20 protein-coding genes are annotated in these 19,407 nt (G+C 69.1%); 15 read left to right on the top strand and 5 right to left on the bottom strand.

Annotation, left to right across the window (positions count from 1 at the left end; genetic code table 11):
- Positions 1-175: 175 nt before the first annotated feature.
- A complete protein-coding gene (locus tag AB0G15_RS36820) occupies positions 176-379 on the top strand; it encodes a hypothetical protein (protein WP_362849287.1) in 204 nt (67 codons plus the stop codon).
- Here the strand turns inward: AB0G15_RS36820 and AB0G15_RS36825 are convergent.
- On the bottom strand, positions 360-1,472 hold the full coding sequence (locus tag AB0G15_RS36825) for a recombinase family protein (RefSeq protein ID WP_362849289.1): 1,113 nt from the start codon (positions 1,470-1,472) through the stop codon (positions 360-362). The two genes, AB0G15_RS36820 and AB0G15_RS36825, sit on opposite strands and share 20 nt — an antisense overlap.
- Before the next feature lie 282 nt (positions 1,473-1,754).
- Between AB0G15_RS36825 and AB0G15_RS36830 the strand changes: the two genes are divergently transcribed.
- From AB0G15_RS36830 to AB0G15_RS36850, 5 genes are all read left to right on the top strand, one after another.
- Positions 1,755-2,303 carry an RNA polymerase sigma factor gene (locus AB0G15_RS36830; RefSeq protein ID WP_362849291.1) on the top strand — a complete coding sequence of 183 codons (549 nt, stop codon included), beginning with the start codon at positions 1,755-1,757 and terminating at the stop codon, positions 2,301-2,303.
- Positions 2,300-3,241 (top strand): hypothetical protein, encoded by a 942-nt coding sequence (locus AB0G15_RS36835; RefSeq protein WP_362849293.1) that lies wholly within the window; start codon positions 2,300-2,302, stop codon positions 3,239-3,241. The genes AB0G15_RS36830 and AB0G15_RS36835 overlap by 4 nt, the downstream gene beginning before the upstream one ends.
- Before the next feature lie 483 nt (positions 3,242-3,724).
- Entirely contained in the window at positions 3,725-4,336 is a 612-nt protein-coding gene (locus AB0G15_RS36840; protein WP_362849296.1) for a type IV secretory system conjugative DNA transfer family protein, read from the top strand.
- Between the two features lie 6 nt (positions 4,337-4,342).
- Positions 4,343-4,870, top strand: coding sequence for a hypothetical protein (locus AB0G15_RS36845; protein ID WP_362849298.1), 528 nt, complete (start codon positions 4,343-4,345; stop codon positions 4,868-4,870).
- 54 nt (positions 4,871-4,924) lie between these two features.
- Positions 4,925-5,146 carry a hypothetical protein gene (locus AB0G15_RS36850; protein ID WP_362849301.1) on the top strand — a complete coding sequence of 74 codons (222 nt, stop codon included), beginning with the start codon at positions 4,925-4,927 and terminating at the stop codon, positions 5,144-5,146.
- A gap of 202 nt (positions 5,147-5,348) precedes the next feature.
- Here the strand turns inward: AB0G15_RS36850 and AB0G15_RS36855 are convergent, their stop codons facing one another.
- On the bottom strand, positions 5,349-6,821 hold the full coding sequence (locus AB0G15_RS36855; protein ID WP_362849304.1) for a hypothetical protein: 1,473 nt from the start codon (positions 6,819-6,821) through the stop codon (positions 5,349-5,351).
- Positions 6,822-6,907: 86 nt separating this feature from the next.
- On the opposite strand from AB0G15_RS36855, the gene AB0G15_RS36860 reads away from it, so the two are divergent.
- The 5 genes from AB0G15_RS36860 to AB0G15_RS36880 all read left to right on the top strand — a co-directional run bounded on the left by AB0G15_RS36860 (position 6,908) and on the right by AB0G15_RS36880 (position 10,485).
- Positions 6,908-8,038, top strand: a complete 1,131-nt coding sequence (locus AB0G15_RS36860) for a HAMP domain-containing sensor histidine kinase (RefSeq protein WP_362849307.1) — start codon at positions 6,908-6,910, stop codon at positions 8,036-8,038.
- The gene (locus AB0G15_RS36865) at positions 8,035-8,691 is read left to right on the top strand and encodes a response regulator transcription factor (RefSeq protein WP_362849310.1); all 657 of its coding nucleotides are present in this window, start codon (positions 8,035-8,037) and stop codon (positions 8,689-8,691) included. The genes AB0G15_RS36860 and AB0G15_RS36865 overlap by 4 nt, the downstream gene beginning before the upstream one ends.
- A gap of 124 nt (positions 8,692-8,815) precedes the next feature.
- The gene (locus AB0G15_RS36870) at positions 8,816-8,971 is read left to right on the top strand and encodes a hypothetical protein (RefSeq protein ID WP_362849313.1); all 156 of its coding nucleotides are present in this window, start codon (positions 8,816-8,818) and stop codon (positions 8,969-8,971) included.
- 691 nt (positions 8,972-9,662) lie between these two features.
- Entirely contained in the window at positions 9,663-10,247 is a 585-nt protein-coding gene (locus AB0G15_RS36875; RefSeq protein WP_362849315.1) for a DUF6461 domain-containing protein, read from the top strand.
- Positions 10,248-10,272: 25 nt separating this feature from the next.
- Positions 10,273-10,485 (top strand): plasmid pRiA4b ORF-3 family protein, encoded by a 213-nt coding sequence (locus AB0G15_RS36880; RefSeq protein ID WP_362849318.1) that lies wholly within the window; start codon positions 10,273-10,275, stop codon positions 10,483-10,485.
- Positions 10,486-10,805: 320 nt separating this feature from the next.
- On the opposite strand, the gene AB0G15_RS36885 is transcribed toward AB0G15_RS36880, so the two are convergent.
- Complete coding sequence (locus AB0G15_RS36885; RefSeq protein WP_362849321.1) at positions 10,806-11,546, bottom strand: putative dsRNA-binding protein; 741 nt, start codon at positions 11,544-11,546, stop codon at positions 10,806-10,808.
- 340 nt (positions 11,547-11,886) lie between these two features.
- Here AB0G15_RS36885 and mobF point away from each other — a divergent pair, with 340 nt between their 5' ends.
- The 3 genes from mobF (at position 11,887) to AB0G15_RS36900 (ending at position 16,522) form a co-directional block, all read left to right on the top strand.
- On the top strand, positions 11,887-14,280 hold the full coding sequence (gene mobF, locus AB0G15_RS36890; RefSeq protein WP_362849324.1) for a MobF family relaxase: 2,394 nt from the start codon (positions 11,887-11,889) through the stop codon (positions 14,278-14,280).
- 415 nt (positions 14,281-14,695) lie between these two features.
- A complete protein-coding gene (locus AB0G15_RS36895) occupies positions 14,696-16,111 on the top strand; it encodes an FGGY-family carbohydrate kinase (protein WP_362849326.1) in 1,416 nt (471 codons plus the stop codon).
- Positions 16,112-16,138: 27 nt separating this feature from the next.
- Positions 16,139-16,522 carry a hypothetical protein gene (locus AB0G15_RS36900; protein WP_362849329.1) on the top strand — a complete coding sequence of 128 codons (384 nt, stop codon included), beginning with the start codon at positions 16,139-16,141 and terminating at the stop codon, positions 16,520-16,522.
- A gap of 400 nt (positions 16,523-16,922) precedes the next feature.
- Here the strand turns inward: AB0G15_RS36900 and AB0G15_RS36905 are convergent, their stop codons facing one another.
- Both AB0G15_RS36905 and AB0G15_RS36910 read right to left on the bottom strand, forming a co-directional pair.
- A complete protein-coding gene (locus tag AB0G15_RS36905) occupies positions 16,923-17,804 on the bottom strand; it encodes a hypothetical protein (RefSeq protein ID WP_362849331.1) in 882 nt (293 codons plus the stop codon).
- A 23-nt stretch (positions 17,805-17,827) separates the two neighbouring features.
- The gene (locus tag AB0G15_RS36910; protein ID WP_362849334.1) at positions 17,828-18,760 is read right to left on the bottom strand and encodes a SigE family RNA polymerase sigma factor; all 933 of its coding nucleotides are present in this window, start codon (positions 18,758-18,760) and stop codon (positions 17,828-17,830) included.
- Positions 18,761-19,163: 403 nt separating this feature from the next.
- Between AB0G15_RS36910 and AB0G15_RS36915 the strand changes: the two genes are divergently transcribed.
- Positions 19,164-19,373, top strand: coding sequence for a hypothetical protein (locus AB0G15_RS36915; RefSeq protein ID WP_362849337.1), 210 nt, complete (start codon positions 19,164-19,166; stop codon positions 19,371-19,373).
- Positions 19,374-19,407: the final 34 nt, after the last annotated feature.

Here is a 19,407-nt window from a genome sequence, read left to right on the forward strand (position 1 = left end):
GTCTGCCTGGCCGACTGAGCGGCGCCTGGCACGCCGGGGATAACGCGCCTCATCCCAAGTTCACGTCCCGGGTTTCCTCGTCGGGTGCGACTTGGGGTGCCGGTAAGAACGCTGTCATGAGCCCCAAACCAGGGTGATCTTGTTTTGTTGCCTGTTTCGTTAATGCTGAGCGGTCATGGCGCGCGCTCCGACAGACATCGACGAACTGGTCGAGCACTGGACGATCCTGGACGAGGAACGTGATCTGATCACGGGAGAACGTGGTGGACCGGCGAAGGTCGCCGCGTTGTTGGCGACGTGCGGGGTCGAGGTGAAGCGACGCGTCGGCGGACTTGAGGAGGCGCAGCGCGAGCGGCTACTCACAGCGTTTGCGGGGTAGTTCCTGATCCTCCGCCGGGGTCGGCCCGATGGGCAGGATGCAGGACCTGGTCCTGCAGAGGCTGTCGAAGCTCGGCTTCCTCGGGGGTGAGCGGATCGTCCGGGCGCCGGATGCGGGCTCGACGGGGGCGAGGGATGTCGTCGGCGTCGTGGATGCCGGCGAAATCGGCGTGCGCCTGGGTGACGGCCTCGGGGTAGGCCTCCTGCTTCTCGTGCTCGGCGAGCGCGCGGTAGATGCTCGCGACGCTGGGGGCCTGACCCTTGCGCTTGCCGGTGGGGATGATCAGGTCGGGCTGGATCTGCTCGACCGACTCACCGTTCGCGCGGCGCCGGAGCACGGTGTGCAGCATGTCGTCGGTGATGACGGGTGGCCGGCCGCCATGCTTGCCTTTGCGGGCCGCTGCGTCGAGTCCTTCGAGGGTCGACTCGCGGATGTTCTCGCGCTCGGTCTCGGCCATCGCCGCGAAGAAGGCGAATAGCAGGCGGCCGGGCCCGCTGGGGTCGTACATGCCGGGCAGGGGTCCGGCGAGCATTTCCAGGACCAGGCCGTGGACGGTGAGGTGGTCGGCGAGGGCGGTGAGTTCGGCGGCGTCGCGGCCCAGGCGCTTCATCTCGTAGACGGTGAAGATGACCCGGCAGTGCGGGGCGTGGGCCTTGATCTGGCGGGCCGGCGCGAGCGCGGCTTCGAACTGGGGCCGGACGCGCACCCGCGTGCTGATCTTCTCGGAGAAGATCTTCTCGCGGCCGATGCCGTGCGCTGACAGCGTGTCCAGTTGCGATTGCAGCTCCTGAGTGAGCGAGCTACACCGTGCGTAGCCGATGCGGATGTCGGCGGTCGGGGTGTCCGGCGCGAGGGCGGGCGGGACCGGGGTGCCGGGGCGCCACGGCTGGCCGGGTCCACGGTCGGCGGGTGTGGGCACGCGCAGGAGCTTGGCCAGGCGGCCCACCTTGGTGAAGCGGCCGGTGTGGTAGGTGCCGGCGACCGCGCCGGAGCGCGCGCGGCACGGCGAGCCGGGCTCGGCCGTGCAGCGCGGGCAGGGGTGGCGCTCGATGTCGTCGGCGTCGCTCGGGACAGTCTCTTGAGGGACGGCCATGTCTGCGGATGCTGTCGCAAACGATTCTCAGAAGTACTCCGAACCCATCTTTGCGTGAGAACGGGTTCTGCGAACCGATTCAGGACTTCGCGATCTCTGGACCACCCTTTTTGATCTTGCTCTGAGAATGGAGCGTTTCCGAGAACCCGAGGTACACGGCTTCTGTGCTACACCAACACGCTGAAACTTCTTTAGGTTGGCGCGTAATGATGGGCTCGCTCGACACATAGGAGGCATGTCTGTATTTCGTGCTGACTAAGGAATCACTCATGGGAACCGCTCGTGCCTGACGAACGGCTGGCCAGATTCGAGGCCGTCTACCGGGAGACATATGGCCAGATCACAGCGTATGCCGTGCGCCGCTGCGACTCGCCGCAGGATGCTGCGGACGTGGTGGCGGAGACCTTCACGATCGCCTGGCGGCGGATGGACGATCTGCCGTCAGGGGAAGAGGCCACGTTATGGCTCTACGGCGTGGCACGCAACGTGCTGGCCAACCACCACCGTAGCGAGAGTCGCCGCAAGGCCCGCAGCGCCGAGCTCGATGTAAAGATGGCCGACCGTTACGCCGATTCTCCCGATAGCAGGCTCCAACGGGAAGCGATCGCCCAGATCTTTCGGGCCCTGCCCGACGGCGACCGGGAATTGCTGGCGCTGGTCGCCTGGGAGGGCCTCGACCACAAGGACATCGCCACGGCGCTGGGCCTGTCGCGCAACGTCGTACGCGTCAGGCTCCACCGCGCTCGCCGGCGCTTTTCCCGCGCGCTGACCGAGGCGGGCATCCGTTCAACCCCGGAAAGCCGGCTTGCCCCGGCGGAGAGGTCGCTGTGAAGAACACCGACGAGATCGACGCCATGACGAGGGCGCTGGCCCGGGTCGCGCCCGGACAGCCGGGAGGCCACCCTTCCGACGCGGAGGCACAAACGCTACTCATCTTGATCACAGCTGAGGACCCCGCCACAGCCGCTCCCCAAACGCGTCCTGTCCGTCCCCAGGGTGTCCGGCGCCTGCCGTGGCGGGCAGGTGCCGTCGGGCGCCACGGCCGGCTCCTGCCGGTGCTGGGCATGGCGGTCGCCGCCGCAGCGGCCGTCGCCGTGATCGTTACCAACCTGGTTCCGCCCGCCGCCACGCCGCTCTCGGGCAGGGACGTCCTACTCATGGCCGCGGCCAGCGCCGAGCACATCCCCCAGGGCACGGGGACCTATTGGCACATCACACGTACATTCCAGGGCCCGGACGGGCCCCAGATGCAGGAGAGCTGGACCACCCGCGACGGCCACCGCTGGTCCAGGAACGAGCCGTACGCCGCTCCCGGCGCCGTCGTCGAGGACCCGGCCCCGTTCAGGCTCATGGGCGCCGAGATCGGTTTCGAGGAGCTCGAAGGGCTTCCATCGGATCCGGAGAAGCTGAAGGAGCGCATCGCCGGGCTTCCCCGGAATGACAGCGCCATGTTCCCCGCCGATCGGCAAGGCGAGCTCGTCTCCCCGCTGATCACCCTGATCACGGAGCTGCCGACGCCGGCGCAGGTCCGTTCGGCGGCATTCGAGGCCCTCGCCGCGACGCCGGGGGTCAAGAACGCGGGGCCGGTCGAGGGCGGGCAGGAACTGCTGATCTCGCTCTCCGGGAGCCTGGAGATCAAGATGGTCGTCGATCCCGAGGCCGCCCGGGTGGTGCGTGCCAACATCTTGCTGACCGCCGAAGGGGGCGGGACGATAAGCGACTCCTACACCTCGGTGACCACCGAGTGGACGGACGAACTCCCGCGGTGAAAACCCCGCTGGACGGGCCGGGGTACTTGTCGAGCAGGACATGGGCGCGGTCGTAGCCGAGGCGGGCGCGGGCGGTGTGCGGGCCGCAGGAAAGGCAGCGGCCCCTGACCAACGATCGAACCCCCTTAAACGCCGGATTTCGGTCCGACAGTACTGATCCCCGAGATCCCGGGAGCAGTCAGCGGATGCTCGATCGCCACCGCCCTATCCCTGGAAGGCTCCTTCGAGGCCCGCGACCCTCGACGTTTCCTCGCCCGCGTCTTCACGCCCGAGGCCGCTACGTAGACGAATCCCCACCACGGCAGGTGATCACGACCGGCGTGAGAATGGCACAATTCACCACGTAATTAATCATATTGATGCAAACCGATCGAGATCCTCACCCGCCATCAGGCGGCGGCTCAGTTCGCGGCCCGGACACTGCGCGAGTTCTACGACCTCAACCAGCGCACCCGCGACTCCATCGCGACCACCTGCACCCAAGTGCTCGCCTTCATGCTGTCGCCGGACATCGTCACCGCGCTCACGCCGCGCACCCATGATGATGAGTTCCGCATTGTCGACTTCCTGCACTCGCGCGACACGCTCTATCTGGTCGCCTCGGCGGAGGCGGGCAGTACGATCCCGCCGCTGCTGTGCGCGCTGCTGGCCGAGCTCAAACATGAGGCGGTGCTGATCGGCTCGACCTCTCCGGCGGGGCGCCTGGATCCGCCGCTGAGCATGGAGCTCGATGAGGTCGCCAACGTCACACCCATTCCCATTCCGTCGTGGGCGTCGTACGCGGCGGGCTCCGGGATCCGGCTCGGCCTGTACTCGCAGTCCTGGGCACAGCCGATCCGGCTGCCCGGGGTGATCGAACGCGAGATCGCCGTACCGGACCCAAACCTCTTGCGCGAGTCGCGACGGCCAGCGGCCGCGGTGCAGCCGACGCGCGATGAGCTGGCCGCCCGGCGCCGCCAGCCGCCGAACACCGCCACCGCTCCGCCGCTGCCCGGGTTCGCTCGTCCGGCCCGGCCGGCGGCTACCGGCGAGATTCCCCCGATCAAGGGCCGGCCGGTTCGCCCGTGGGACATCCCCCCGCAGGAAGGAAGATAGGTAGCGATGAGACCGGGCAGCGATCGTGACACCCTGGCCGTGCTCGCGGTCGAGATGGGCAAGGTCGCCGAGCAGGTGAGCATGCTCGCGGCCCGGGTCGACGACCTCGGCCCGGCCGTCGCTACGGCGGCCGAACTCGCCGAGCAGGTCACCGGCCGGTCTGATGTGGTCGAGCAGCTGACCGCGCTGCGCACCGCGGCGGGCCCGGTGCCCACCTGGGCCGTGGTCACCGTGCGCGGCCAAGAACGGCACGCCCGGCTGAATGAGTTGCACGGCTGGGTGATGGAGATCCTCGTCGCCGAGTACTCCGATTACCTGCCAGAGGGGCAGATGCCGGACTGCTGGACACAGCACCGGGCGATCATTCACGAACTGGCCTGGCTCTACAACGAGTGGCACAACGCCTACCTGCCCGAAGATCGGCGGCCGCGCGATGCCGCCGACTGGCATGACCGCTGGCTGCCCGGGGTGCTCCGCCGGATGGAAGCGATCGTCAAGGAATGCCCGCACCGAACAGACGAAGAGGATTACTGACCTGATCTACAGCAGTGGGCCCGGACACCGATCGGTGTCCGGGCCCACTGTCATGTGACAGATGACATCGAAGGCGCCTATGAAGAAGCTCGGAAACTCGGCTACGAGATCGTGCACCCGATGACCACTGGTTTTGTTCGCCACGTCCGGCGCCAGATGTCGCGGAGTTCCGGCGCCGGCAAGATCTTGCCCATCCCGATCTTCATGAGCTTCGGTGCCACCCCGGTTGGGACGGCTTACCCGCCGCCGACTGGGCTCTCCATTCACGTATGGTGACGATCCGTGGAGATCCTCGTGGGCGTTGTCCGCGGCATGAGAGTGCCGTGCTCTGCGGCTTGGGTGGCTGGCTCGGACAAGCTCCGCCAGCGGCGCCGCGCGAACCGGTCTGCCCTTGGTCGTGGGTGCCTCCTGACGCTGACGGCGTAGTCGTCCTATGGAGTCTTGGACGCGGTGCGGGGCCTGCTGCCTCGCACGTCCGCTATCGCCAGTCGGTGTCCGCGACTGGTTTCCGGCCGAGGGCGATCCACATGACGATCAGTGTGTAGGCGCCGAGTAGGGCGAGCCCGGCCCACCAGGGGAGCGGGAAGTAGCCTGCCGACAGCGCGTAGTGCGCGGTCACGTGCGGGTACTCTGTCATCGTCTGCTGGACGGCGAAACCGGCGGCGGGGGTGAGCCGCAGCAACCATTGCGAGAAGGGGTCGGGCAGCAGCGGGAGCGTGGCGATCGTGTAGGGCAGGGCGATCAGTGACAGTCCGATGAGGATCGCTGTCCAGCCGCGGCGCAGCCGCAGACCGAGTCCGAAGGTGAGGATCGCGCAGAGGGCGAGCGCGACGGCGAGGCCGGCGACCACGCGGGTGCCGGTCAGGAAGGGCAGCGGCGATACCGCGATGCCGTTGCCCTTCAGGATCGCCATACCCGTCGGCACGAGGATACCGACGGCCACGAGGCCGGTGGCGAAGGTCGCCGCGCCGAGGATGGTCGCCCGTGCGGCGATCACTCGCCGGGATGGCGTCTGGCGGGCTGTGCGGGTGCCGTGGCGGGCCGCGACGATGAGCACGATGATCAGGCCGATTGGGAGCCCGAGCAGGAGGGTCTTGACACTTTCGTCGCTGTGCGGCCTGATGTCGCCGCTGCCGCTGACCGTGATGGCGCCGTCCTTCTCCACGGCTCCCGACGGGTGCTGTCTCTCCCAGTCCGTTTTGATCTCGCCGCCGACCGGTTCGCTGTGCCACTTGCCAGTGGCGGCACCGTCGACGGTGACGTTGTCGAAGACGCCGACGGCTTGGGTGTGCCGGGCCTGCCCCATGGTGGCGCCAAGACCGACCTTGCGGAGTGTGAGGTCGTTGGGGGAGGTGGCGAAGAGGCCGACCTGGACGTTTTCCGGCAGCCCGTGGAGCTTCGACGTGGCGACGTTGTGCCATTGCTTGCCGTCGGTGGACTCGGCGCCGGTGATGTTGTCGCCCGAGCGGGTCAGGCGCAGCCAGCGAGGGGACTGCTCCGAGACGCCACCGGCGCGTCCGGCGAGGTCGTGCGTGTAGTTGTACTGGAACCGTACGCCGTGGCTGCCGGTCATCAGGAGCGCCGCGTACTGCGAGCCCGGCCGCACACCGTCCTTGATGAGGATGCCGGCTTTCGCCCACGGCACCAGCCCGGGCACGATCTGGTCGTGGTTCGGCGGCGGATAGGTGATCGTCCCGGTCATCGAGGTGAGCCGGACCGTGATGCTGCCCTCGCGACCCAGGTCGCGATGGAGGAACGAGAACTTGTCTCTGACGACGACTCCGCCGCCAGAGACAAGTTCCGGGCAGGGACCGCCGCAGTGCGAGCGGTTGCCGGCGGCGAGCAGCAGGCCCACCGCGATCACGATGAGCCCGGCGGCGGCCAGGGCGATCAGCCTGCCCGGGCGACGAAACGCGGTCCACTCGGATCGCATGGGTTGGGTCGTTGACATGGCGTCGGTTCTACAGATCGGCCCATAACGCGGCCCGAAGCGGCGTTGTCATGCTGTTGTTAAGTCCTCCAGGGCATGCTGGAGGCGTGATCGGGCTGCGCAGCGGGACCGTCGGGCTACGGTTCACCATCTTGTACGCCGTCGTGTTCCTCCTTTCGGGCTTCGGCCTGCTGGGCCTGACCTTCCTGTTTTCCCGTGACCGCAAGAGCAACGGCCCCGCTGGGGATCCCTCCGGCCAGGCGCAGCAGCGCATCTGGCAGCTGGAGGAGCAGCTGGCCGCCGTGCACGAGCAGCAGACCCGCCAGCTCCTGGCCGGCGCGTTGATTGCGCTGGCCGTGATGGCGGTCGTTTCGCTGCTGCTCGGGCGAGTGCTGGCCAGGCGCGTGCTGAGGCCGTTGCGACTCATCACGAGCGCCACGCGGCGCATCTCCGCCGACAGCCTGGACCGGCGGCTGGCCGTCACCGGCCCTGCCGACGAGGTGAAAGACCTCGCCGACACCATCGACGAGCTGCTCGAACGGCTGGAGGCGTCGTTCGCCGCGCAGCGCCGCTTCGTCGCCAACGCCTCCCACGAGCTGCGCACGCCGCTGGCGACGATGCGCGCGTCGCTGGACGTCGCGGTCGCCAAACCCGACCCGGCCGCCTCGACGGTGACGCTTGCGGACCGGGTGCGTACGCAGCTGGATCGGGTCGATCACCTGCTCGACGGGTTCCTCGTGCTGGCCCGGGCGCAGCACGGCGCGCTTGCGGACACCGTCCCGGTCGAGCTTGGCGACCTCATCGGCGCGGCGCTGCGCGAAAGGTTTGCCGACATGCGGGCCAAAGGGCTGAGCGTGACGGTGGACGTGCCACCGCGGATGGCGATCCAGGGCAGCCCGGCACTGCTGGCGCGGCTTGTGGGCAACGTCGTGGACAACGCCGTGACGCACAATGAGGACGGCGGATGGATCGAGATCACTGGGTCCGCGGGCGAGGCGCAGAGGGTGTTGGCCGTCGAGACCGGCGGGCGCCTCCTCGACCAGCGGGAGGCCGACCGGCTGACGCAGCCGTTCGAGCGGCTCGGGGTCGAACGTACCGGCTCCTCCGGACTGGGTTTGTCCATTGTGGCCGCGGTCGCCGCCGCGCACAGGGGCCGGCTCGTGCTGCTCGCCCGACCCGGGGGTGGCCTGCGCGTGTCAATCATGCTTCCGGTTGCCAGGGTGCCGGTGGCGGCATGAGGGTCCTCGTCGTCGAAGACGATCACGCCCTGGCCGAGGTGATCGCCGAAGGGCTGCGCGACCAAGGGATGGCCGTCGACCTCGCCCACGATGGGCTGGCCGCCGCAGCCAAGCTCGACCTCGCCTTGTACGACGTGGTGGTCCTGGATCGGGATCTGCCCGGCCTGCACGGTGACACAGTGTGCCAAATGATTACGGACCGGGCGGCCCGGCCGATGGTGCTGATGCTGACCGCGGCGAGCGCGCCCGGCGACCGGGTCAGCGGGCTGACCCTCGGCGCGGACGACTATCTCGCCAAGCCCTTCCACTTCCCGGAACTCGTCCTGCGCGTCCACGCCCTGGCCCGCCGCAAGCCTGACGCGCGGCCCCGGACGCTGCGCGCGGCCGGGATCGAACTGGACCCGGTCCGCCGCATCGCCGTTCGCGACGGGCGACAACTGGTCCTCTCGGTGAAGGAGTTCGCCGTGCTGGAGGCGCTGCTACGGACCAGCCCTGGCTTTCTGAGCGCCGAAACCTTGCTCGAACAGGTATGGGACGAAAACGCCGACCGGTTCACGAACACCGTCGCGGTGACGATAGGCCGGCTGCGGCGCAAACTCGGCGACCCGCCGGTCATCGCGACAACGCCCGGAATCGGCTACCACATCGCCTAGTCGATGCACACTCATCTCGGCAGAAGGGCGCATCGGCCCAGGCTGCGTTGGCGCGACCTCTATCTACGGAGAGCGACCTGATTAGCTGTGCTGACCTCGGCACAACTCCGGCCATGGTCAACAAGTGGCGCTCTTTCCCGCCAACATTCGCGTGCGGCGTGCCTGGGAAGTGGCGCCGGAAGTGGCGAACATCTGGCTCCCGTTCTCGCGAACGAAATCAGATGGCTACGTCACTGACTTCGAGAGCCAGATGTCGACGACTTTGAAAGCCACTTGGTGATCTGCCTCGTTCAGAAATGTCGGTGAGATCGGGAGCCGGCGGCCACTGCCCGTCAGCGGTCGGCGGACGTGGTCGAGCCCGACGTGCTCGACGGACCATGACCGGCGAGCCGGAGACCTGCCGCTCCGCTCCGGCCGGGGCAACGAGTCAACGAGGAGAGACGCGAGCCTGGCGCCGCCGAACAGCTCGGCGAGGTGGCTCCAAAACTCGTCGATACGAGCCCACGCTTCGGCTGAGGTGGCTCTCCGCTCGCGAACATGTGGCTCCGGATCTCACCTACAAAGTCACCAGCGAAGACAGGGACGATGAGAACCGGGATCAGTCGAAAATCTACTGTGCTCAGATGCTCAGGACACTGAATTTGCCCAAGCCGTCCGGTCACGACTGTGACGAGTATCCCTTTGCCGCGACACACGAAGGATCGGCGGGGGACGACACGGATCGCAACGTGGCAGTCGAGTACGTGCTCGCAGGCCACAACCGGTCGGTCGGCAGCAAGCTCGGATGGGTTCTTCCAGGACTTCCGCGTCTTCGGCTACCACGCCGAGACGGGTGCGGATGAGCAGCACCCGTTCGAACGCTTCTATGTAAAGATTCCTGAATAAAAGCCTCGGCGTCGGCCGGTCTTCCGCGAGACATCGGTGTCATTCCCGCGGGAGCCGGCCGCCGCTCCCTTTCATTGGAGGAAGCAGTGCCCGACGCGGTGGAATCCTCCTACCGACACCTGCTCGAATCGTACGACTTCCAGATGCGCAACATCTGTGTCACATGGGTGCCGGGTACGGACGCCGACGAGCTGGCGGAGATCCTCGGCGCGGATCCGTCGACGGCCGCATCGAGAGTCCTTGAGGACGCCTACGACGAGTCCTACGAGCGGACGGTCTCAGGCGAAGGGCCGAATCCGCTGCTCATCGGGCAATCCGGGGCGTGGCTCGTCGTCCTGGAGCCGCTGGCCTCAGCAGGACGCCGCAAGCTCGAAACGCTTTCGGTCGCAGGGGAGGCCTGTTGCCTCACCGTGGGCCACGGGTCGTACTGCTCGTTCTTCTACGCGCGCGACGGCGAGCTCGTGTGCCGTCTCGTCCGGCACGACGACCCTGAGGGGGACACGCGCCCTCTCGAACGGCATCTCGCGGGCCTCGGTCTGCTGGACAAGGTCACGTTCGGGGTCTGGCTGACACATGCCTTCCTCCTGGCCGAGCGGATCACCGGCGTTCACTTGGGAGAGGACTGGTTCACCGACGAGCACACCCGCTACTTCTACCGCGCCGCCAGGTAACGAGGCCAACGCGACCCTGGCCGCCTTGCTGCCGCAGGTCGGAGAACGGCTGGCTTATCGGTATGACTTCGGCGATTGCTGGGAGCACGACATCGAGGTAGAGAAAATTTACCAGGGGGCGCCCACGACGATTTACCCGCGCTGCACGGCGGGCAGCCGGACCTGCCCGCCAGAAGACTGTGGTGGCCCGGACGGGGTCGTCGAGCACCTGCGAGCGCTGAAGCATCTCAAGGGTTGAAAGTACCAGCGGGCCCGTCACCTGTTCGGCTCCGCCACGTGGGACGGCGCCGCGTGGGACAAGGACGCGGTCAACACGGAGTTGGCCGAACTCGCCGTACACCTGGCCGAACGAGCCGTGGCCCGCCGCGCGGAGGAGGAGGCGCTGCAGGAGCGGTTGTGGGCCTTTGCCGCCCGGCAGGCGGCTCCGGCGGACGCCCCGGCCATCGAGGCTGGCGGACTGCCTGTTGTCGACGGCGGGCGCTTATGCGTCGCCGCATGCCGATACGGTGCGGAGCCGGTACATCTTCCCTGATCAGCAGCGTTATCCGGCCACGGCCGTCACATCACGTCGAGGCGGGCCAGCAGCGCGGCCGCAGCCGCCGACCGGGCGGTCGCCTTACTGGCCCCGCTCCCCTCAGCACGCACGGGCGTGCCGGTGGCGAGCAGGCGGGTGGCGGCGGTCGCGGTGAACGCTGGCGCGTGCGACGGGCCGGTCGACTCCAGCGTCCAGGCGACCGCCTCGATGCGGCTCTGCTGGGTCAGCTCGTTCAACACGCTCACCGGATGACGCTCCCCTGAACCCGTCCCAGCCGACGACCCTGGCGAGCCCGCCGTCACCGGCGCGGCCACGGCTGGGCTGATCTGGATGCCGGCTTCCTTCAGCCACGTCTTCAGGGTGAAGGTCTCCACGTTCAAGCTCTCGGCGGCCTGGCGGATCGTCAGCCCCCCTGAGAGCAGCGTCTGGGCGACCTCGACGACGCGGGCGCGTTCGCGGCGCCGGTCTTCTTCGGTGGGCAGGTCCATCCGGGCCGCGTGCTCGGCCGCCCCGGCCTCCAGCATCTCCCCGGCGCGCACCAGGCAGGCGACGCTGCAGTACAAGCCAAGGCGGATGTGGCGGCCCTTGCCGCCCGGCGCGCGCTCGAGGAGATACCAGCCCGCCGGCACCCACACCCCGCGTTCGGCGCGCTGGCAGATCCGGCAGAAGAACGACCGCTCGCTCTCCTGGTGGCCACCGCGGGTGGCGGCCAGGCCGCCGCGGCGACGCGAGGCCGGAACCAGATGCTGCTCGTCACTACTCACGGCCCCCCACCCTGCCAGAGCGGCCCCACCACCGAGCGCCGCACAAGCCCGGCGAGCGGTACGGCGAAGGCAACCAGTCCGACACTCGACATGACAAGAGCCATGACAACGACCAACGATCAAGAGCACAACAACAGCATCAAGCAATCAGTAAAACACCATCAGAGCAGGACAACCCGTAGACACTATATGAACCATTTGTCAGACTCATCGCCACAACACAAAGATCACAGAAAAAAGGATCTTGGGCCCAAGGTATCTGGCGATACGGACGGCCTGCGGCCGCAGGAACCGGCGCCGAGCTGGGCGGACGTGAGGGGGGTGATCCGAGGTGGCGTGGGTGAGCACGCTGGGCCCCGACCAGGCGCAGGTCGACTACCGCCTGCAGGAGGGCGCCGGCTGTCAGAGTCACCACCTCGTGCGCGGTCAGAAGGGCGGGCAGATCTCCTACCGGCTGGCCGGGGATCGTCCCTTGATGTGGATCGGCGACGGGTTGCGCGAGGTCGGCCTCACTCCCGGCACCACGCTCACCGCCGACCAGCACGAGGCAGCCCGCGCCCTCATGGACGGCCGCCACCCGCACACCGGCCAGGTGCTGATGAAGGCCAAACAGGCGGTCGACCCGCGCGCGATGCTGCCCGGCGGCCCGCTGGTCGACGCGCTGGAGAAGGTCGCGGCTGAGCGCGGCGTCGCCGCCCTGGTGGCCGGTAACAAGGAGATGGCCAAGCGCGCGGTGCGGCTGGCGCGCGGGGTACGGCGCAAGGGCGAGGCTTATGTGATCCCCTACGACGACGCGCGCCGCCTGGCCAAGGCCGCCGGGGTGGACCTGGCGGCCGTCTATGACTCCGAGCAGCTGGCCGAGGCGCGACGCTGGCGCGAGGCGCGGGTGCGCGTCGGCAACCGCGGATATGACCTCACCTTGGACCTTGCCAAGAGCGTCAGCGTGCTGCACGGCCTGGGCGACCCAGTGGCCTCCGCGGTCGTCGACGAGGTGTTCACCGCCTCGGTCATCGAGACCGTCGGCGCGGTGCAGGAATGGGTCGCCTACGGCCAGCGTGGCCACCAGGGCGACGGCCGGCTCGCCGACCGCGCGCCCACGGGTGGTCTGCTGGGGTGGATGATGTGGCACCAGACCGCCCGCCCCGTCGGCGACGCCATGCCTGATCCGCACCTGCACGCCCATGTCTCGATCGCCAACATGGTGCGCGGAGTCGACGGCAAATGGTCGGCCATCGCGGCCGGCGGCAAGGACCTGCACCACCACGCCCACGCCGCTGATGCCTTCCTCAAGGCCCGCTTGCGACGCCGCCTGACCGTCGACCTCGGGGTGCGCTGGGAGCGCGACGCGCACACCGGGGCATGGGAAATCGTCGGCATCGACGAGGAGATGCGCACCCGCTTTTTCAAACGCGACGGCCAGATCAAGGAACTGCTCGCCGAACACGGCCTCACCTACGACGAGGCGCACCCGCACGCGCGCAAGGTGGCCAGCGCCACCAGCCGCCAAGCCAAGCACCGGCTACCGGACGGGGACCGGCGCGCTGACTGGCACGCTCAGTGCGCCGCCGACGGCATCGACGCCACCAGCACGCTGGCCCGCTGCATCCACCACGGCGAAGGCCTCCCGCCCCGGCCCAGCGCGCAGCAGATCGCGGAGTGGATCTGGCGCCCCGGCGGCGGGCTGACCGCGCACACCAAGGCCGTCAGCCACGCCGATGTCCTGGCCGCCGTCGCCGACGCCTGCCCTGATGGTGTCGCCGATCTGGCCGACCTGCAGGTGCTCACCGACGCGGTACTGGCCCACGAGCCCGCCGTGCACCTGGCCGACGCGGGGGCGCGGCACCTGGTGAACTCCGCCCGCTACACCTCCACCGACATCCTCGAAGCTGAGCAGCAGGTGCTGGGCATCACCCGGCAGCGCTACGCCGAAGGCGCCGCCCTCCTGGACACCGCGGCGATCGCGTTGTCGCGCGAGGCCTTCGAGGTCGCCCACAACCTCACCTTCTCTCCCTCCCAGCGCGCTGCCCTGGACCGCCTGCTCGGCGACGGCCACGGCGTTGATGCGCTGATCGGTGTTCCGGGCGCGGGCAAGACCATGCTGATGGCCGCCGCGCGGGCCGGGTGGGAAGGCCGCGGCCTGGTGGTAGCCGGCGCCGCGACGGCGGCGGTGGCGGCCGCGAACCTGACCGCCGAATCGGGCATCGGCGCGTACACCCTTGCCACCTGGATGCAGCGCATCACCGACCCCGAGGGTTCCGGCGGCCGCGGCTTGGACGGCGTCGACGTCCTGGTCGTCGACGAGGCCGCGATGGTCGATGACCGCGACCTGGCGGTGGTCTTGGGTGAGGCGCACCGTACCGGCACGAAGGTGGTGGCGATCGGCGACCCGTTGCAGCTGCGCGCGATCGGCGCCGGCGGCACCTTCGCCGCCCTCCACCGGCAAGTCGACGGCCTGGTGCTCGGCGAGAACCGGCGTCAGCGCGACCCGATCGAGCGCCAAGCCCTGGCCCACTGGCGCGATGGCGACCGCGCCGAGGCGCTGCGTACGTGGAGTCGCGGCGGCCGCGTGCACGCCGGACGTGACGCGACCGACACCCTGGCCGCGCTGCTGGCCGACTGGGCCACGGTGCGCACCGGCTACCGCGACGACGTCCACGTGGCAGGACGGGCCGCGCTGGACGCCGCCCGACAGATCCGGGCGCGGTGGATCCCGGACGCAAACGACCTTCCGTAGCCGTGTCCGGTGCGTTCATCTAACGACCGTTAGATGAACGCCCTTGAGCCTGAAGACGGGGAACCCCGGCCGATGGCCGAGGTTCCGTGAGGATCAGGGGCGGTTTTTCGTCGTCAGGAGCAGGGGCCGGGGGGAGCACGGCATGGGGGATGGTGATCGGAGCGCGTCGCTGGTGATCGACTTCGGTGGCCCGCCACGGACTGCGTCGTGATCTTGACAACGCACCTGGCGCAGCCGAGATAATTCAGCCAGTCAACAAATAAATTAAGCGTTCTAGAGTTTCGCCCCTGGACACGGTCGGCGCCGAGGGCCTCGGATTCATCCGCTCGACCGGCTCGCGGCCGGCCATCTGGTCCGCGTCCCCTGCCGGCCAACCGCGCCACCTGAACCGCACTCGACAACCCCTGGAGGACCGGTGCCCCTCGTCGCCGGGGTCGACTCGTCGACCCAGTCGTGCAAGGTCGTCATCCGCGACGCAGAGACCGGGAGGCTGGTGCGCGAAGGTCGCGCACCGCACCCCGTCGGCACCGCCGTGCCGCCGGCCGCGTGGGAGGCCGCACTGTCCGACGCGGTCGCACAGGCCGGCGGACTGGACGACGTGGCGGCTGCCTCGATCGCCGGGCAGCAGCAGGGCATGGTGTGCCTGGACGAGGGCGGCGCGGTGGTCCGGGACGCCGTGCTGTGGAACGACACCCGCTCGGCCGGCGCCGCCGCCGACCTGATCTCGGATCTCGGCGGTGGCGAGGCGGGACAGCGAGCATGGGCGGAGGCGGTCGGCCTGGTACCGGTGGCCAGCTTCACCGTCACCAAGCTGCGCTGGCTGGCCTCGGCGGAGCCGGGCAACGCCGCCCGTACAGCCGCGGTGTGTCTGCCGCACGACTGGCTGACCTGGCGACTGTCCGGCGCGCCGGGCCTCGATGCGCTGCGCACCGACCGCAGCGAGGCCAGCGGGACCGGATACTGGTCGGCCGCGACCGATGAGTACCGCCTGGACCTGCTGCGGCTGGCGTTCGGCCGCGACGATGTGCTGCTGCCGCAGGTGCTCGGGCCGACCGGTCAGGCCGGGCACCTGCGCACCGGCGCGCCGCTGGGCCCCGGCGCCGGCGACTGCGCCGCGGCGGCGCTGGGTGTCGGTGCCGAGTCGGGTGACGTGATCGTGTCGATCGGCACCTCCGGCATAGTGTCCACCGTTTCCGAGGTGCCGGCCGCCGACCCGAGCGGGATCGTGGCCGGGTACGCCGATATGACCGGCCGGTTCCTGCCGCTGGTGTGCACGCTCAACGCCGCCCGGGTGCTGGACGCGGCCGCGACCATGCTGGGAGTGGACCACGCGGGGCTGTCGACGCTGGCGCTGTCCGCACCGCCGGGCACCGACGGGCTGGTCCTGGTGCCCTACCTGGAGGGCGAGCGCACACCGAACCGCCCGCACGCCACCGGAGCCGTGCACGGCCTGACCCTGCGGACCTCGACCCCCGCACACCTGGCCCGTGCGGCGGTGGAGGGCATGCTGTGCGCCCTCGCCGACGGGCTGGACGCGATGATCGCGCAGGGCATGACGGTCAACCGGGTCATCCTGGTCGGAGGCGGCGCCCGCTCGGAGGCGGTGCGCCGGATCGCTCCCACGGTCTTCGGCCGCCCCGTGCTCGTCCCGCCGCTGGGGGAGTACGTCGCCGACGGTGCCGCCCGTCAGGCGGCCTGGGTGTTGTCGGGCGGGCAGCGACCGCCGTCGTGGACGATCGGGCAGGTTGAGACGCACGAGGCGGACGCCGTGCCGGCGATCCGCGAACGGTACGCCGTGGCCTGCGCGAACATCCTCGACCGCGCCAGCTGACGGCGGCGGAGACGTTTTCTTCACCGAATGCTCGGGTTCAGCGCCTGCACGATCACCGACGCCACCGCCGCCGTCTGCGCCGGGCAGATCGGCGCCCTGGACGCCGAGCGCCTGCCCTATCTCAACAGCCCCGAGCGGGTCCGGACGCTCATGGCCAGCGGCAACCAGGACGGCGCCGGCCACGACCTCGCCGACGACCCGGGCGCCCTGGCCGACCTGATCGGCGAGGCGGTCGACGACGACCTCCAGGAGAAGAACGTCTCGGCTTCCCCGGGCCGCGGCCGCGACGGTGCCCGGTTCGCTGTGGTCTGCGGCTGTGAGCCGCCCCGGCGGCTGCAGGTCACCCCGGCGACCTGGGAGCGCGGCACGATCGGCTGCGGCGCCTGCGGTGAGGACTTCACCCGCGCCTGAGGTCTCCCGCGCCCGCGCGTAGGACCCCTCTCAAAACTTTTAAACCGGGGGTCCGGTAGGAGCAGAACGGTGAGCCCGGATTGGCGTCACGTCCGTGGACAGGATCGCCGCGAGCCGGTGTGTCGCCAGGCGCAACAGTCGTGTTTCCGGAAGCTCTCCGTGGGTTCCGCGCTACGTCTTCAGGCGCGTTTCCAGAAGCCGGTGGCTGACCTACTTCCGGAATCGAGTGATTCCGGAAGTAGGTCCTGACGTGCTGACGACGCCTTCACAACCGGCGATCATGCTTTGAGCGTCAACGGATGTGACACCAACCCGGACTCACCGTTCCGTTCCCACCGGACCCTCAGCTTCTGCCGGCGCCGAGAACCGATACGTGGCCAGCGGGTGCCGGACGGGGCGGTCAGGGGTTCTTGACGATCGGCTCATCGGCCGGATTGCGGTCCGGCGTGCCCGCCGGTACCCGGTCCACCTTGTGGTCCTGCTTGCCGGCCGGTAGCTGCTCCACCTGGTCGGCGGGCGGGGCCGTGACCGTCACCGGGGTTCCGAAGTCCTCGAAGTCCAGGACGTTTCGCTGGCCGGTGTCGCCGAAGGCGACTTCCAGACGCCGGACGCGTCCCTGGTCGTCCACGTTCACGGCTCCTGTGATCTCCGCCGACGTGTCCACGGCCTCCAATCCGGGTTCGCCGTCATCCTTCAGCGAGAACGTGAACCTTTGGCCGGTCCAGCCCTGACCGGAGGTGGAGCCGTTCTCACGGACGTCGGTGGCCGAACGGAGTCGTTGCAAGGCCGCCTGAGGGTCCAGTGGAGCGAGTTTGACCAGGGCGACGGCCTGCGGAGCGCTCTTCAACTCCTCCTCGATGCGCGGGGAGACCATCCACTTGGCCTCACGCTGTTGGCGGACGTACATCAGGTCGCCGACGAACCGGGTCTCGGCCCCGTCCCCGGCCCTGGTGATAACGCCCACGCGCTGGGCAGGGTCGAAGGCGCCGTCGAAGGTCTTGGCACCGCTGGTGCCGTGGATCCGGTAGCTCTCCCGGCTGGTGTTTTCGGCCGCGGCGGCCACCTGGGCCTGCGCCGAGGGCTGACCCGCCGGCAGGAGCAGCGCGATCACCCCCACCGCGGCCGCGACGCCCACCGAGGCGATCGAGACCAGGACCCGGACCGGTCCCCGCCTCTGCGTCGCCGGTGCCGATACCGCCGGTATGGCCGGCATGAGGTCGATGCCCGCCGGGCGATCCTCGGTGGCCCTGACGAGCAGTGCCCGGATTTCCTTCTCGTTCATGAACGGCTCCTCGTGGTGGTGTCTCACCGGATCTCACTCCCCTGCGCCTCGGTTCGGTTGACCACGATGTCTGGCGAGATCATCTGGCGCATCGCCCGCAGGCCGCGATGCGTGTGGGTTTTGACCGTTCCCGCCGAGCAGCCCATCAGCTCGGCGACCTCCGTCTCCGACAGGTCCACAAAAAAGCGCAGCACCAGAGCTGTCCGCTGCCTGACCGGCAGCCTCGCCAGCGCATTGCGGACGTCCTCGGCCACCGCCCGGGTTTCTCCCACGTCCCCGAGACCGGGCAGGTCGGGCAGATCGGCGCGCGGGACCTCACGGCGCCACCGGGCACGCCACCAGGATCGATGGGTGTTGACCAGGATGCGGCGCAGGTAGGCGTCCGGTTCGCTGCTGGTATCCAGCCGATGCCACACCCGATACAGCTTGCCCAGGCAGGACTGCACCAGGTCCTCGGCCGTGTGCCAGTCCCCGGTGAGCAGGACCGCCGTTCTCAGATGGTGCTCACCCCGGTGCCGCACGAAGTCCACGAAATCCTCATCCACCCGGTCTCCTCTCGTCGGTGAAAGCCACCCCTGACACTCCCTGGGCCACACCCCCGGTTGACCGGAAGAACATGAAGTATCAAGAAATTTCCGCTCGCGGTCGGCGCGGACACCCGTCATGGTCACGCGACGGCCACCGGGCGGGGAGGGGGTAGCTCGGGTGGCGGCCGCGTCGCGCTGCATGCGCAGGTGAGCACGAGCGGTTTGGTGGTCGGCGCGGCCGCGGTGGTCGCGCGGGCAGCCGGCCCGGTCCGCGTGCGAGGGAGCCCCGGCCAGGATCAGCCGGCCCTGGCCGACGATCGTGACGTTGCGGCGGCATTCACCGGGGGTGCACATCCGCTCATGCTCGGCCGGCCACCAGGCGTAGGCGTCGCGCTCGACGTTGTAGGCGCGCACCCTCCGCTTACGCACACCAGTCGCACCGATGCGGCTGGCCCCGGTCCGACCCAACCCGACACCCCCTTGTCTCGCCCATCGAGGCGAGGGTGTCGCCCGCCCCACCCCACCACGCCCGCCGTCGCGCCCGGCCAGCGGGCGATGCCCTCGCGGGGCGGGGGTTCGGGGTCGGCAGCCTCCGAGACCACAGACATTCCGTCTCATCCAGGCGGACATAGCCCTGTTGATTCGATGCGTCTAAAGATCGTCCTGTTATCCCTGTCATGAAGGAATTGCCAGGTGCGTTGCGGAGTTGGGCCGGCAACGGCAAGATCAGGACATGACCGAGTACTCGTGGCCGGATGACGGCGTCGAGATCGGGAGAGGGGCCCGGGCATCCTGGTCCGCTACGTGTCGAGCCTTGCCTATCGGGACTCGGGTGACCGGGATGGTTATCGGCCGGCAGCCCTTCGGCGTGTTTCTTCGCATCGATGGCACGCCCGAGGCGATCGGCCTTGCTGAGATCACCGCTATGCCTCCAGATTTTGAGCTCCCTCGCTTGGGCGCCTTCGTGACCGGCGAGGTCATCTGGCATACCGAGCACAACCATCAGGTGCGGATCAGGCTCACCGAACATGCAGAGAGCTGACACGGTCCCGCTGGCCTGATACATCCCATCGGGG

The sequence above is a fragment of the Streptosporangium sp. NPDC023825 genome, from assembly GCF_040639575.1.
Classification (GTDB): Bacteria; Actinomycetota; Actinomycetes; order Streptosporangiales; family Streptosporangiaceae; genus Streptosporangium.